The 15,321-nt window shown below is 50.7% G+C and carries 12 protein-coding genes and 2 pseudogenes; 5 read left to right on the plus strand and 9 right to left on the minus strand.

What is annotated here, in order from left to right:
- From E2980_RS11000 to E2980_RS24195, 3 genes are all read left to right on the plus strand, one after another.
- Positions 1–828, plus strand: a complete 828-nt coding sequence (locus E2980_RS11000) for a sugar phosphate isomerase/epimerase family protein (RefSeq protein WP_135152235.1) — start codon at positions 1–3, stop codon at positions 826–828.
- Between the two features lie 134 nt (positions 829–962).
- Entirely contained in the window at positions 963–2,186 is a 1,224-nt protein-coding gene (locus tag E2980_RS11005) for an MFS transporter (protein WP_167747073.1), read from the plus strand.
- Positions 2,187–2,748: 562 nt separating this feature from the next.
- On the plus strand, positions 2,749–2,901 hold the full coding sequence (locus E2980_RS24195) for a hypothetical protein (RefSeq protein ID WP_167747074.1): 153 nt from the start codon (positions 2,749–2,751) through the stop codon (positions 2,899–2,901).
- 90 nt (positions 2,902–2,991) lie between these two features.
- Here the strand turns inward: E2980_RS24195 and E2980_RS11015 are convergent, their stop codons facing one another.
- The 3 genes from E2980_RS11015 to E2980_RS11025 all read right to left on the minus strand — a co-directional run bounded on the left by E2980_RS11015 (position 2,992) and on the right by E2980_RS11025 (position 5,144).
- The gene (locus tag E2980_RS11015) at positions 2,992–4,218 is read right to left on the minus strand and encodes an MDR family MFS transporter (RefSeq protein ID WP_135152238.1); all 1,227 of its coding nucleotides are present in this window, start codon (positions 4,216–4,218) and stop codon (positions 2,992–2,994) included.
- A 125-nt stretch (positions 4,219–4,343) separates the two neighbouring features.
- Complete coding sequence (locus tag E2980_RS11020) at positions 4,344–4,592, minus strand: hypothetical protein (RefSeq protein WP_135152239.1); 249 nt, start codon at positions 4,590–4,592, stop codon at positions 4,344–4,346.
- A gap of 21 nt (positions 4,593–4,613) precedes the next feature.
- The gene (locus tag E2980_RS11025) at positions 4,614–5,144 is read right to left on the minus strand and encodes a hypothetical protein (protein WP_135152240.1); all 531 of its coding nucleotides are present in this window, start codon (positions 5,142–5,144) and stop codon (positions 4,614–4,616) included.
- A 128-nt stretch (positions 5,145–5,272) separates the two neighbouring features.
- Between E2980_RS11025 and E2980_RS11030 the strand changes: the two are divergent.
- Together E2980_RS11030 and E2980_RS11035 are read left to right on the plus strand one after the other, a co-directional pair.
- A pseudogene (locus tag E2980_RS11030) lies at positions 5,273–5,619 on the plus strand (hypothetical protein); the annotation flags it as partial.
- Positions 5,620–5,719: 100 nt separating this feature from the next.
- Complete coding sequence (locus E2980_RS11035) at positions 5,720–6,241, plus strand: SRPBCC domain-containing protein (RefSeq protein ID WP_135152241.1); 522 nt, start codon at positions 5,720–5,722, stop codon at positions 6,239–6,241.
- Between the two features lie 125 nt (positions 6,242–6,366).
- Here E2980_RS11035 and E2980_RS11040 read toward each other — a convergent pair whose 3' ends face one another.
- The 6 genes and pseudogenes from E2980_RS11040 to E2980_RS11065 form a co-directional block, all read right to left on the minus strand.
- Entirely contained in the window at positions 6,367–6,873 is a 507-nt protein-coding gene (locus E2980_RS11040; protein WP_135152242.1) for a C40 family peptidase, read from the minus strand.
- Positions 6,874–7,629: 756 nt separating this feature from the next.
- On the minus strand, positions 7,630–9,180 hold the full coding sequence (locus tag E2980_RS11045) for a tetratricopeptide repeat protein (RefSeq protein ID WP_135152243.1): 1,551 nt from the start codon (positions 9,178–9,180) through the stop codon (positions 7,630–7,632).
- Between the two features lie 52 nt (positions 9,181–9,232).
- A complete protein-coding gene (locus E2980_RS11050) occupies positions 9,233–10,192 on the minus strand; it encodes an alpha/beta fold hydrolase (protein WP_135152244.1) in 960 nt (319 codons plus the stop codon).
- 220 nt (positions 10,193–10,412) lie between these two features.
- Positions 10,413–11,469: pseudogene (locus E2980_RS25125) on the minus strand (RNA-guided endonuclease InsQ/TnpB family protein).
- A 211-nt stretch (positions 11,470–11,680) separates the two neighbouring features.
- A complete protein-coding gene (locus E2980_RS11060; RefSeq protein ID WP_135152245.1) occupies positions 11,681–12,796 on the minus strand; it encodes an SGNH/GDSL hydrolase family protein in 1,116 nt (371 codons plus the stop codon).
- Between the two features lie 70 nt (positions 12,797–12,866).
- Positions 12,867–15,317 carry a glycoside hydrolase family 27 protein gene (locus E2980_RS11065; RefSeq protein WP_240702986.1) on the minus strand — a complete coding sequence of 817 codons (2,451 nt, stop codon included), beginning with the start codon at positions 15,315–15,317 and terminating at the stop codon, positions 12,867–12,869.
- Between the last annotated feature and the right edge of the window lie 4 nt (positions 15,318–15,321).

Here is a 15,321-nt window from a genome sequence, read left to right on the forward strand (position 1 = left end):
ATGTCCTATTTATCCGTAAGTACTTGGAGCTTACATCGTCTTCTCGGACCACTGCGTTTGACGACATGGAATGCCGAAGCCGTCAGTCATCAAACGGTTATGCAAGATCAACCGGAAGTACATACGCTTCTTGAATTGCCATTAGAGGCCGCGAATCGAGGATATCAGGCTATTGAAGTGTGCCACTTCCATTTCCCCTCCACAGAAGCCGCTTATCTCGATAAACTGCGCGTGTCTTTTTCGGAAGCCGGAATTTCATTCGACACTTTGCTTCTAGATTACGGCGATATAACTACGACCGACGAGGCTCGAAGAACAGCGGATATGGGGTTCATACGCGAATGGATTGACGTTGCCTCCCAATGCGGAGCCAAGCAAATCCGGCTGATTGCTGGGGAAGCGCGACATTCGGACGAATCCGCTATTAGGCAATCCGCTGCCGCATTATCGGAGCTGGCGCAATATGCCGATTCCCGCGATGTTCGCGTCATTACCGAGAATTTCAAGGAATTGACCTCAACGGGAGAAAGCTGCTTGAAGCTGCTGAATTGGGCAGGAGAGGCTATCTCCATGATAACGGACTTCGGCAATTTCCGAGGGCAAGCCAAATACGAAGAGATCGCCATGACCACGCCGCATAGCGTCTCCGTCCATGCCAAAGCCGCTTACGACGATTCCGGCTATCCGGACGAGGACGAATTCGTGCGCTGCCTCGAAGCCGTGAAGGCAACCGACTATAACGGCGCGTTCGTTCTTATCTATGACGGACCCGGAGATATGTGGGACGGACTTGATCGAATTAAGAGGATCGTGGCCCGCTATCTCTAGCGCGCATGCCATCGGAAGCAACCTAACTTACCGACGAAAAGAGGCCGTCCCTTGTAAACTTGAAAGATAACCCACCTTCGAATTAGTTGTGATTGCGTTTTTCAAACTTCATGATATCAAGGGGTTATTTTGCCATGAGCAAACAAGGTTTCAGGTTTCTTTGGGTTGGCCAATCGTTCGCCAGCCTCGGCGACGTTTTATACGTCGTTGCTATTATTACTCTTTTATACGAAGCAACCGGTTCGGCCACTTATGCGGCGATGGTCGCTTTCCTGCGTTGCTTCTCCAATCTATTTAGCGGACTGGTAGCGCCGCTCGTCTTGGATCGCTTACCGCTTCGTTCCCTGCTTGTCTATTCCCAATTCGGTCAGGCCGGTTTATTGTTCTTATTGCTTGCTTGCCTCTACATCTTCGATCAGTCCTTTCGTCCCTTTACGATGCTCGTTTTCGTCGTGCTGATATCCTGGCTTGAAGCGTGGATATTGCCGGCCAAGAACGCCATCGTACCAAAACTCGTCACCAAGGAACGGCTAGTGCAAGCGAACGGCCTTCTCGCTACGGTAGATCAAGGCGTCCGGTTAGCAGGATGGTCTCTGGGAGCCGCCGCTTTCGTATGGATCGGGGGAATGCCTGTCCTATGGGTCACTGCTGCTTTATTCACGCTGTCGGCCTTGGCGATGGTCGGAATCAATGACAAGGTACAGCAGGATCAAGATTCTTCCACGGTCAAGGCAGACCTATCTAATTGGCATAAGCTTCGGGAAGGTTGGGTCATCCTGTGGCAAACCCCGGTGCTGAAAATCATCTCCGCGTTGGAGATCTTGGAAGGACTGGCGGGCGGAATTTTCGTGGGAGGCGTCATGCTCGTATACGTGAAAGAAGTCCTTCACCGCGGCGAGGATTGGTGGGGATTCATTAACGCCAGTTACTTGGTCGGCGCGCTGGTCGGAGGGCTGTGCGGCATCTTATTGTCCCGTCTCGTCAACCGCTGGCTCGGCCACACGATCATGTTCGGCTCGATTATTTTCTGCGCGCTTACGTTCAGCTTCGCATGGATACCCATTCCAGTTGTCGCGCTGATTCTGAATTTCCTGATGGGGCCGGCTTTCCAACTTCGCGACATCGCCCAACGCACCTTGTTCCAGAAGGCGATACCCACCCATCAACTGCCTCAGGTCTTCTCGGCCAAGGGCACGCTTGGGTTCGCCACCTTCGGCATTTCCGCCATCCTGATGGCCGGGCTGACCGATTACGCGGGCGTTCAATACGCATTGAACGTTTCCGCGGTCTTGTATGCGGCTTGCGCCGTTTTCGCGGTGTGGAATAAGTCGCGACTGCTCTCCTCTTCCAAAGCATAACGATTCGGTCGCAATACGACAAAAAGGGTTGAGAGGGGATTGAACCCCCTTCTCAACCTTTTTGCGCGTTATGGATTTATTGTGATAGCCGTTACGCACGGCCAAACACCTGGCCGCGACTCCTGTAACGGTATTCCGTGCCGTTATGCACGACCAAACACCCGACCGCGACTTCCGTAACGGCATTCCGTGCCGTTATGTACGACCAAACACCCGATCGCGATACCCATAACGGCATTCCGTGCCGTTATGCTCGACCAAACACCCGACCGCGACTCCCTTAACGGCATTCCGTGCCGTTACGCTCGACCAAAAACCCGGCCGCGACTCCCTTAACGGCATTCCGTGCCGTTACGCTCGACCAAAAACCCGGCCGCGACTCCCTTAACGGCATTCCGTGCCGTTATGCACGACCAAACACCCGACCGCGACTCCCCGTAACGGCATTCCGTGCCGTTGCAGCCGTCTGCGGCACTTTCGGCGAAATAGCCGTTCTGGCGCGGGTATTTAGTTAGTCGGCGGTACTTTCGGCGAAATAGCCGTTCCTGGCGCGGGTATTTGGTTGGTCGGTGGCACTTTCGGCGAAATAGCCGTTCCTGGCGCGGGTATTTGGTTGGTTGGCGGTACTTTCCGCGAAATAGCCGTTCCTGGCGCGGGTATTTGGTTAGTCGGCGGCACTCTTGGCGAAATAGCCGTTCCTGGCGCGGGTATTTAGTTAGTCGGTGGTACTTTCGGCGAAATAGCCGTTCCTGGCGCGGGTATTAGGTTGGTCAGCGGCAATATCAGTGAAAGTCGCACGCGTCAATTAGCCTGGCTTCGCGGCAGATATACGAACGGATTCGCCCGCTTTATAGAATACGATGGCACTTACCGCTACGACGGCCATGACAAGAAAGAGCACGGTCCCGTTGTAATGGCTGAGCAGTATTCCCCCGACCCATGGACCAAGGAAGTGTCCGAGGTTACCGAAGGATTGCGCCCCGTAATACGCCCCCCGCATCCCCTCCGGAGCTATTCGGTCCGTGAGCAGGTTGCCTGCGGGATAAGTCAGCATTTCTCCGAAAGTAAACACGATCATGGAGAGGATAAACGTCAGCCAACCGTTCGATAAGCCGAACCCTGCGTTCCCTAACGCATAGAAGGCGACGCCGACCGTTAACACGGTTAATGGAGAGTATTTGTCCGCCCATTTGGTGAAAGGAACTTGCAAAGCGACTACCGTGATCGCGTTCACGCTCATCATGACGGCGAATAATGCGACTCCATCCGCGAACTTGCTCCCGACGTACTGGGATAACGTTACCGTCATCTGGGAATATCCAATCGCGGTCACGATACCTCCCAAGAGATAATACCGGAGCACGATGTCGTTTCTCACTACGTTCCATACGGATAAGAAGGTATGATTCGTTTTGTTTTCTCCCTCGATTTCCTTGATACCGAATTTGTTCAGTAGCAAATACAATGAAATAGCATACACGAAATAGATGAAGCCGGTTATGAAAAATGGAAGCGTGCTGTCCAATGCCGCGAATAAAGCGCCGAGCAAGGGACCTACCGCCACTCCGATATTAATCGCCAAATATCTTAACGAGAATACCTTGAACCTGTTCTCTTTCTCGGTTAGGTCAGCCATCAGCGCTTGGGAAACAGGCTCATAGAAGGAGCGGCAAAGCCCATTCAATAAGCTTAGCAAGAAAAATATCACGACATTATCCGCCATCGCAAAACCGATAAATACGACGCCCCAGCCGAACAAAGCTCCCAGTAGGATCTTCCTTCTACCGAATAAATCGGACAATGCTCCCCCGATAAAGCCTCCCGCCGTCCCGGCCAAGGAACCCGCACCGATAATCAAGCCGATCATGACCGTACTAACATCCGTATGCTTCAACAGATAGATGGCGAGAAAAGGCAAGCTCATGGAAGAAGCAAGCCGTGCTAGAATCGTTCCTAGCAACAAGGAATGGACAATCGGATGATAGGATCTAGCGAAAGTTACGAGCTTATCGTAAAGCTTGCTTTTTCTCATAGAATGCCTGCCCTTCGCCCTTTAGTTTCACTCAATGAAACCGAGTTTCATTATAACTATCTAACAATATTTTAACTAACTCACCGAATGAAAGCTAGCCCCTTATCAGGGAATCCACTGAATAATTATTTCGCTAACCTCATCATCTGAACGACCGGACGGCCGTCTCCTCTCAGCTTGGCCTCACGGCTGCGGAGTTGCGACGAACCGTCCCCGTCCAGGAATATCCCGTTCTTAAGCAAACCGTTCCCTATTTTCTCCAAGATGGCTTCGCGGAAATCCGCAAGGAACCCCTTCGTCGTACTCACGATTAAATACAAATTTCCATCGGTATCGTACACGACGGCCGAACGCAGGCAGTAGTCGATTGGCAATGGAGCATGCTCGGCCTCTATCTAATTCAGCCACAGGTCATTTCTGTCGAGACTCATGCTTATGCCGCCTTGCGCCCAGAAGCGCGAACGATCCGTGACGACGAGCTCGCTCGCCTGTCGAACCACTTGCACGCTTAACCGATCCTGGCTTCCATCCCATACAAGCGTTCCCCGCGCATATTTGGCATTCGCCATACCGATTCCGTATTGTTCCTGTTCATCGTTCACGGGAACATCATTCACCACGGCAATGCTGAGCAGAGCCATCTGATAGAAGAAACCTCCGTTGATGCCATAGAAAGGCGCCGCAGTGACGTTATTGTGCACGGCCTCCAGTTTCACGTTTGAAGGGCGGGTGCGTAAGTAGTGGAGCTCCATGCCATTGGAGGCAACAGCCGTTGCGTAATCATATTCTTTAGGCATGTTCATCTCATCGTCTCGAGAAGCAACGCCACTATTTCCTGCTAGGAATGCAATCGTTATGACGAGTACTCCCAACACTACGACCAACATGCCCGCTATGCCAAGCTTAACTTTCGTTTTTCTCTCCATTCGGGTGCTACCTCTTTACGATTCATCTATTAAACTATCATTATATTGAAAAAACGTTAAAAAATCACGGCTAGTCCTTCCGCTTAAAATTTGCTTATAGAGGGTAAGTACGATTAATAGGGAACAAAAAAGCACATGAGGGAGCCGCTTCCGGAGCGGCTACGGGCGGAGTAGTCGGCGGAGTCACGGGGTTGCTGGCGGGAATAGGATTGCTTGAGATCCCGGGCATTGTCCCTATTCTAGCGGCAGGCCCAATCACCGTTGGCGCGGAGCGGGCGGGCTAGTCGGAGCTTTGATCGGACTCGGCATTCCGGAAATCGAAGTCAAGCAATATGACAGCTACATCAATGACGGGCGCATCCTTGTCTTAGTCGACTCCGACTCCGATCGCAAAGATTCCGTTTGCTGTTTCATGAGCTATCGTTTACGTCTCCGTCATATTTGGCTAGATGTCGGTCGCCTCCAAATAAAATGAGAATCTTTTCGAATATACGTTGACAGGAATATTCCTGTTAAAGTATATTAAACACATGAAATGATCAAGAATGGATTCTTATCGAGGAGGAATTATTATAATGACAACCCCGAACGCCGCAAACCAAATTATTTCGAGGGTAGAAGAACGGGATCTTTACCTAGAGCGAATTTTCAATGCCCCTCGCGAGCTTGTATTCAAGGCATTCTCGCAAGCTGAACATCTAAAGCGATGGTGGGGTCCGAAGGGCTGGACGTTACCTGTCTGTAACATCGATTTCCGCCCGGGCGGGGAATGGCATTACTGCATGAAATGCGAAGATGAGAAACAGGAATATTTCGGCTACGAGTCTTGGGGCAAAGCCGAGTACAAGGAAATCTTGGAGCCCGAGCGGATCGTCTATGTCGATTCGTTCTCCGATGCGGAAGGCAATATCAATGAAGGAATGCCGCAGACGATCGTAACCATGACTTTCTTCGAAATGGACGGCAAAACAAAGCTGCTTAACCATGGTCGGTACGCATCCGCCGAAGCTCTCAAGACCGTACTGGATATGGGTATGCTTCAAGGGATTACCGAGACTTTCAACAATCTGGACGTGCTGCTGGAAGAGATCAAGTAAGTTATCGTTGTCCGTTAACCACCGTAAAAGGCAGAACCGGGAAGGAACCCGGTTCTGCCTTTTTCAATGCATTCTTATGAAAAAGCCGCCAAGCCGAAGCTGGCGGCCAATGCGAGAGGATAGATTTATAAAACCCGTCGACCCGTCACATAATGAGTAGACCAAAAGCCGGTGCTTAGATTGCTAATGGCAAGGCCGTCGACGGAAGGCGTATCGTGGATGAATTTCCCGCTCCCCATGTAAATGCCGACATGATTAATAGCTCTGTTATTGCGTCCGATAGTGTCGAAGAACACGAGGTCGCCTTTGCGAAGGTTGCTCTTGCTAACGTAGTGACCTGCGTATTTCTGATATTTCGTTCCCCACTTCAAATCCACGCCGACTTTGGCGAAAATGAATTCCGTAAAGGAAGAGCAGTCGAAGATCAAGCGGGACGGGTTCCGGGTACCGAAATCATAGGTGATACGTCCTTTGTAGCTTAGGGCTAGACTGACGACTCTATCTGCTTTGGACACTGCGGCCGCTGCCGTCGGAATAAAGGAAGCTTGTCCCACGCTAAAAGCCGACATAAGTATGGTTGCACCTAAAGTGACGGTCATGATTTTACGTACGAACGAAAATTTGTTTTGCATTTGTATAGTCCTCCATATCGTTAGGTTGTCTAGGCTGCCTGTAACCAATGTACCAGATCTTCGGCTTCCTAAATTATCCCACGAAGAAACCAAAAACAGGCCAGAGAAGGATTTCAGTCTCTTTATTAGAAAAAAATGAGAATTCGTTCATAAAATTCAACTAGAAGGGGCTATCCCATAAGCTAATTACAAATCTTGAGTGACAGTCTTGTTTCAAAAAGGATTTTGAAATTTTAAGAAATGGTTGGGCAGATGGTTAATTCCTGCTCAACCGTTTTGCATTTTTAGTCTATTACCGCTTTCTTAAGCAAGTTATGGACAAGCGAAAGCACCGAGCTCTAAGCCGCTGTCAGCGGTCTAAATGAGAGGAATCGAAGTCAATCTGTGCTCTAAGCCGCTGTCAGCGGTCTAAATGAGATAAATCGGAGTCAATCTGTGCTCTAAGCCGCTGTCAGCGGTCTAAATGAGAGAAATCGGAGTCAATCTGTGCTCTAAGCCGCTGTCAGCGGTCTAAATGAGAGGAATCGAAGTCAATCTGTGCTCTAAGCCGCTGTCAGCGGTCTAAAAGCATGCTTTAGCTTCCTCTTGGCAATAATCCAGCTTGTATACGCGCGGGAATTGGGGCCAGGGTTTGTTCGCGGCGCGGGGCGGGATAAGCGTTCCTGGCGCGGGTATTTGGTTGATCGGGGGCACTTTCGGTGAAATAAGCGTTCCTGGCGCGGGTATTTGGTGGTCGGGGGCACTTTTGGGCAGCCCCTATTCCCCTTCAAGAAGCGCCAGCAGAGCCAATGCTCCTTCGTGCTCGGGCTCCATGGCTAATACTCTCCTCACGTAACTAACTTCTTCACTCCCAACCTCGTAGGAACAAACCGCCAGGCTGTACAGAACATCGGAATCAACCTCGGCTGCCTGAAGACTCGGAGAACGTTCAAAGAATATCAACGCATCCGCGAACGAATCCATTTGATACAATAACAGCCCGCACTCTAAAGCCAAATCATGCTTTTCTTCCATGGAGTAATAGGATTGCCACATCAAGTGAATCCCGCTGCGAATATCATCCATTTCGGCATCGTTGCTTGTTGGGAGGAGCGCCGAAATGCGCTTAACGCTTTGAAGAAGCCACTCCGCGTCGTAGCCGCCCAATCGCCAGATGGCCAGAATTTGATGCAACTCCATTTGCTCCAGCTGTCCGTCGAACCATTGTTTCATGCTGAAAAAATCATCCGGTCCAAAGCAGTCCACGAACCGACGATAAGCCAGGCGAGTATGGGCATAGCTTGCCGGGTCTTGAAGCATAAGAATGCAGCCTACGTTCAAGTTGTTATGATGATGCGCAGTGAAGTAAGACAGGGCGCCTTTCCCCTCGAAAAAGGCTTGAATCGCATGATAATTCGCGGTTAAAGAGAAGCTTCCGTGGTGGATTAGCCTTGGCGGCTCCGCGAATTCCCAGTTCTCCAAGCGATGGTCGCCTTTATCGGCCGTTAGCAGAAGAAACCCTTGCCGCGACAGCGCTCCAAGCCGTTCTAAACAGCTTATCCCAATGGCGGGCAAGAGAATATGGGAATCCTCCAGCTTTCGTAAATATAGCTCAATCAAGTCGCGGTACGGGTACGATTCCTGTTCGAATTCGGCTGCCCGGCGATAGTGATACTCTAGCGTCACTTTCCCAAGTCGTTCGGATACGCTAAGATCCGCGGCTTCGTCCGGATACTGGAGAGCGACCTTGCACTCGTAGACCTTGTTTTCTTCCACGTAAATGAGTTCTTGAGGGATGCTGTCGAAAAAATAATTCGCGATAACGAGCAGAGGCTGCACTAAGTCTCCCGGTCGAATTCTTTCGCCGGATTGCGTCAAGTTTAGTTCCGTATCCTTAACGGCATCGAATGGGCTGAAATCCAGAATCCCCTGCTGAACATAAGGGAACAAGCCGGCGTGTCGTTGCCAATAAGCAATATTTTTGACGGCTAAGTCAGTCATGACATAACGAAAAGGAGGGAGCGGTAGCCCCGAATAATCCCTGAGCTCGCATAGCTCCTTAAGAACCAGAAACGCCAATCGGCCCGAACCCGCTCCAAGCTCGACAATCGTTACGGCTTCAGCGGTGAAGCCTGCACGTGCTCTATCTTGAAGAAATCCAAAGATCATTTCCGCATAAGCGACGGCCATAATGGGATTACTGGTAATATACTGAGGGACTTCTTCACTTTGCCATGCCCTGATTCCCTGCTCCTCATAATAAGAACGCTGAAGCTCCCACAAGGGAGCTTCGCTGAAACGATAGAGTTTTTGTTCCGTATTTGCCATCTAAATAAGCCTACTTTACTGGAAGAATGATAATCCTTATGGATTAATATCATTAAGAATTCAGGAAAAACTGAATAGTGCGATCTCCTGATCCCGGCAGTCCCTCATGTCCGAAGTCCGGATAAATCGCAAGCTGCTTCGGAGCGGTAATCTTGTTGTAAGCCGCGAATTGCGTGGAAGGCGGGCAAATCGTATCCATGAGGCCGACGAACATCAAGACATCGCCGCGAATCCGGTTCGCGAGGTATTGCAGATCTATGTAGCCGAGCTTCTCGAAAATTTCGTCCTCGCGTTCGTGCAGCGGGTCGAAATGACGGAAATATGTACGCAGCTCTTGGTAAGCATCCTTTGCTAGGTCCATCTGCCAAGTCCGTTTGTAATCGCAGAGGAACGGGTATACCGGGGCAAGCTTCTTCACTCTAGGCTCGAGTGCCGCGCAAGCGATCGTAAGTGCGCCGCCCTGCGAACCTCCGGCCGCATAGACGCGTTCCGGATCGACTTCGGGCAAACCAAGCGCAATACCGGCCAATTGCGCGGTATCTAAGTAGATATGGCGGAAAAGCAGGTTGTCCGGTTGGTCGTCGAGTCCGCGGATAATATGGCCATGATGCGTATTTCCCTTCACTCCGCCGACGTCCTCGGAAGTGCCCCCCTGACCGCGACAATCCATTGCAAGCACCGAGAAACCCAAAGATGCGTAAGCCAGCTTGTCGCTCCAATCACCGGCACTGCCCGTGTAACCATGGAATAATACGACGGCCGGATGAGGTTCGGACACGTTCTTCGGACGAACGTATTTCGCATGAATGCGAGCCCCGCGAACTCCGGTAAAGTATAGGTCGAAACAATCGGCTTGCGGCGTCTGGAATGAGCTTCGCACCATCTCGACCTGCGGATCCACCGCGCGCATTTCGGCAATCGCCCGATCCCAGTAAGCATCGAAATCGGCGGGTCGCGGATTAATTCCCTGATACTCTTTCAACTTCTCTAGAGGCATATCAACTAACGGCATGAAATAACATTCCTTTCGATTCGAAATAAATAGACTGCGTGTTTTACCTACACTTTATGATATAGATGAGCAGCCGAGCATAGTCAAGTTTGACACTCCACACGGCTAAAGCCGTGGGATTCTTAGCTAGATGGTACGTCCGCAGTCTGTTTCCAGTTTGGACAACTGCTAAGTTTGAGGCTGTGCCATCAGCCAATCCTAAGACAGTGCGTATAGCATCTTAGGCTGACAGACTTTTACCATCTGCCATAGGTTGTCGCACGATATTGATTGCGCCAACCCGATCACGGTGTGCGTGAAACCCGCATGAACACCTTTATGTTCTGTCAATTGCCTTGTTTCGCTTCGCACAAATGGGGCAAGTTTGTGAGGTATAGGCAGGATTCACCTCTACTACCCGAATACCTGCTAATGCTGCTTTGTATGCGATAAACATTTGCAATTGATAGAACGACCAGTTGTGCAGGTTTTTGGCGTTTTTACGACTTGTTCTTGTCGTCTGGCGAATGTTTGTTAATTTCTCGATCTTGATGACCGATACTTGTGCATCAATCGCCATGTTCACAATCTGTCGGCTGATTTTATGGTTTTGGTCTTTCATGTAGCGGTGTTCCTTGTTTTGTTGCTTGCGGATGGCTGACAGCTTCTTGAGTTTACCCAACTTCCTTCGACACGAACTGTACTTGCGGCGGATGTACTTATTTTGTCTGCCGTTGCCGACAAACTTTGTTTTGCCTGTGGATGTGACAACGACTGCCGGCACTTTCAATCCAAGATCAATACCCATTGTTGTATCGCCAGTCGTTTGTCCGAATTGTTTTTCAACAGAAATTTGAACGTACCATTTGCCCGATTTCTCCATGAACCTTCATGAGTCCAAGTTTTCCGCTTGACAGAATGTTATACTCTCGTTCGGTCAAACGGGATGCGACCCTAAGACGCTGTACTTTCCCATCAATCATGACTGGAAATGAGACTACGTTGCCGTTAAACGAATAATTTTGATTGTTCACGTAGTAGGCTCTACGTTTTAATATCGGACGTTTCCCTTGTTTATTCGTCTTCTTATGTATGCTTCTTGCATCGCGAATGATTTGATTCCGTACCGCTGAAGGCAACTTCGCTTCAATGTCTTTAGATGTTAGATGGGGGAATATTCCTGCTCTTTCTGCTTGCATGGTGAGTCGGTTCGTCGCTTCGATATATGCGTTACCATGTTCGCGTAACAATGTGGGATTGTCAGGAAATATTCGAATCTGAACGGTTATGGTTTGCAACTGATCACCTCCTTCACGGATATTATACCAAACAAATGTTCGTATAAAAAGTCTTCACAATGACTTTGATGTCCGCTGACTCAAGCGATAACAGTAGAGATGTGTAGGACAATTAAGCTGTCTAAAGACAGCCCTTGTCCTAAGCCGATTCATCCCATGCCTGAAGGCAAGGGCTTTCTCGGCTTGATTCTGTAATATGAAGACACGATGTCTAATAATTCAAGAATCTCAAAATGCGAATGTCCGTCCCTTTGCTGCGAATGTCCTTCCTTGCCGTATGACGTATCGTGATCCGAGCGTTTTCCCGTTCAGGCAGATTTGGAAACATCGCGATAATAGGACGATAGGCCATCAAGCACCATTCGTCGAACAAGTTGACTTCATGGTATTCAACGCCGTCTAGCGAATATTCGAATATTCCGCTATCGGGACCGTGCAGCAGCAATATTCCCGCTCCCCTTCCGGAAACGGAGAAAGACAGCGACGCGCCGGGCTCTTCCGCATGCAAATGGACGATCCTATAGCGCCAGTTCATCAATGGTCCCGGTGCATCGCCCTTAACAGAAAAGCCATCCAAAACATCCGCGAACTGTAAGTCCTTCATGGAAGCAAATTCGTAATTCCCTTCTACTAATGGGGAAGGCAAATCTCCAGCGTCTTCGCCGATATTGCGCTCGGACGTTTCGCCTAATGCAAGCTCCAGAAATTCCCGCATATAAGATGCATATATCGCATATCCCGCATCGTTAGGGTGAACCCGGTCGTTGGCGAGCTCCTCCCATCTCGTTTGACCTGATTCCGCAAGCAAGCGGATCCTTGAGGCGAAGTTGACCGAAGGGATATCGTATCGGGCGGCGACCTCCTCATGGACCGCTATGTTGAAAGGAACGCCTTCCACGAGATTTTTATCCGCGGCGGTGTAGACGAATACGATATCCGTGCGAGGAGATTCGCTCCTGCACTGACGGACGATTCCTTCCATGCCCCGGATGGATTCTTCCCGGTCCTCGCCGTCGTTCACGCTGAATTCTACGAACAGCAGATCGATCTCCCCGTGGGAGAGTACATGTTCACGCAGCCTGTGGGCACCGAACGTGGAGGTCGTGCCGCCGACTCCCGCATTGATGAATGTTACCCGTTCTTGTGAATACCGTTCCCGTAGGTACTGGCCAATCAAGGCCCGCCAACTGGTCGCATCCGGGTCCGACGCTCCGGCTCCTTCCGTGATCGAACCTCCCAGAAAAGCGACGACGATCCGATCTTGCCCGTTGAGCTTATTTTTAAGGCGAGGTAACCCTCCCCGGAATTGATTGCTTTGATTAGACATGATAATATCCCCTTCCGCGTAATTTTGTTGGGAACAAACCCTCCCGGCGGAACGGGAGGGTTCGATAACGTTACGGCGTAACTCTCAGCGAATCCAACAGCATGTAAGTTCCCGTTTTCTTGACGCCCTTAATGGTATGGGAGCCGCTGGCCAATCCGTTAATGCTATATACGACTTGATTCGATAATCTCGTCGCATTGTAAGTGCTGACCGTCTGCTTGAACACGTTGTCCACGTAGATATCGATGTCACCCTGGTCGGATTCTTTCTCCGTGATCAATTCGATACCCGTGCCGGTAAACGTAAATTGGAAATAATCGTTGTTCGTTTGGGTAAAATGCACGTCGTTGTTATAGTCTCCGAAACCCCTGTTGCCGTTAAGCGACCAAGCGCCCGTATAAGAAATGCCAGGGTCCGTATTGTTGTACTGAACCTTTGTTCCGACGAAGCTCAGTTTATCGAGCAGCATGAAGGTTCCGGACTTCTTAACGGCCTTGATCGTATGGGAGCCCGGCGTCAAGCCCGATATCTTGTACACGGTTTGCTGGGCCAACCGGCTCTCGTTGTACGTGTTTACCGTTTCCTTGAACACGTTGTCCACGTAGATGTCGATATTGCCCTGCGAAGAATCCTTCTCCGTAATCAGCTCGATTCCGGTGCCCGTGAACGAGTATTGGAAATAGTCGTTATTGTTCATCGTGTAATGCACGTCGTCCTTAAAGTCTCCGAATCCTCTAGCCGTGCTATGCGACCATGTACCGCTATAAGTGATTCCCGCGTCGGCGTCGTTTACTTGGATCGGCGAAGCCACGCTGAAGCTTAGCTTGTCGAGCAACATGAAGGTACCGGACTTCTTAACGGCTTTAATCGTATGGGGTCCGTTGGACAAGCCGGATATGCCGTACACCTTCTGTTGCGCTAGCCGTGTCGCGTTATAAGTGTTCACCGTTTGCTTGAAAACGCCGTCCACGTAGATGTCGATGTTGCCTTGGGAGGAATCCTTCTCCGTGATCAAGTCGATACCGGTGCCATTAAAGGTGTATTCAAAAAAATCGTTGTTCGTCTCGGTGTAATGAACGTCGTTCTGGAAATCTCCTAGCCCCCGGTTGTAGCTTCGTTGCCAATCGCCGGTATACTTGATTCCCGTATCGTCGTCGTTCACCGCGTTGGAGCCGCCTTGGGATACGACTCTAAGCAATCTCGACGCGTGAGGCGCCAAGTTTACCGAGCTATATCCCGTATTGAAGGTGCCAATATCGGTATGGCTCCATAGATCCCTGACGGAAGCCGCTCCGCTGAGCCCGATATCGCTCCAATTCACTGTCACCGTTGCGGCTGAGCTCTCTAGATTGATTAGTCCGACCGTGTAGCTTCCGTCTCCGTTATTGGCATACCAAACCTGCTGGTTGTTCGCCGTGGACACGGGATGCGCCGGCCGTCCCGCTTGGTTGACGGCGATGACCTCGTCATTGGTGAGCAAGCCGATTCCGAAACTGTCCAAATTGGTCAAGTCGTTTCCCGTGTAGAGTTGAGCAGACGACATCGCCCATAACGTCATTGCCGTCCGGCGCTCGTCCTGGGTGATTCCGTCCATGGAGCCGTTGCCGACGTTCAGGGAATCGAAGTCGTTCCAGCCTCCCGGACTGCCGTGCCTCCACCATTCCTCCGCCTTCGGGAAGGTGCGCGCGATATTCGCCCACGTCGTCAAGCCGCCGGTACCGCAATAGCACTCGATGTCCCAATCGACGCGCCAACCGTTGGCGTACTCCTTCCAGTAGTCGACGTAATTGATGTCTAGCGCCCAGGAAAGCTCAAGCCATATTCCGTGCGGAGCCAGCGCTTCGGCCCAAGCCTTGACGTCGTCCCGCGCATCGATGGACGTATCGTTGTGCCCGGAGCCCGGCGTAACGCTGTCGAATTTCAGGAAGTCGATTCCCCATTCCCCGTACAGGTCCGCGATGGAGTCGATATAGCTTTGCGCGCACGGCTCGGAGAAGTCTATCTTGTAGCCGAGGTTCCAATAATCGGCCGTCCTCAAAGGCTGGGCCGCGATATCCTGCATCGAGCAGCCCGGAGCGCCGTAGATCGGCAAATCGTTATCGTAAGCTTGCGGCGACATTCCGGGGATACCGTATATCCCGATTTTCTGACCGTTGGCGTGCACGTAGTCGATCACGTCCTGAAAACCGTCGGGATATAACGTCGTGCTGGGGATAGGGCGGCCATATCCATCCATGCTTCCGTTCCATCCGGCATCGATATTGATGTATTCGTATCCATGTGACTGCAAAGTAGCGTGCATGGCATCCGACTGCGCTTTAATCTGGGCTGCGGATATGATTTGATTATTGCCCGTGTACACTTGCATGCTGAAGCTGCTCCAGCCCATTAACGGTTTTAGCGCCAACCCGTTGTCCGCCGCTTGCGCCACGGGCGCATTCGGAACGACAAAACCTATTTGCGCGACCGCTAAGATAAACATTAATAAGCCCATGCGAAGCTTGCTTAATCGCAATTTCACATCA

This window comes from Cohnella luojiensis (assembly GCF_004564235.1).
In the GTDB taxonomy this organism is placed as follows: Bacteria; Bacillota; Bacilli; order Paenibacillales; family Paenibacillaceae; genus Cohnella; species Cohnella luojiensis.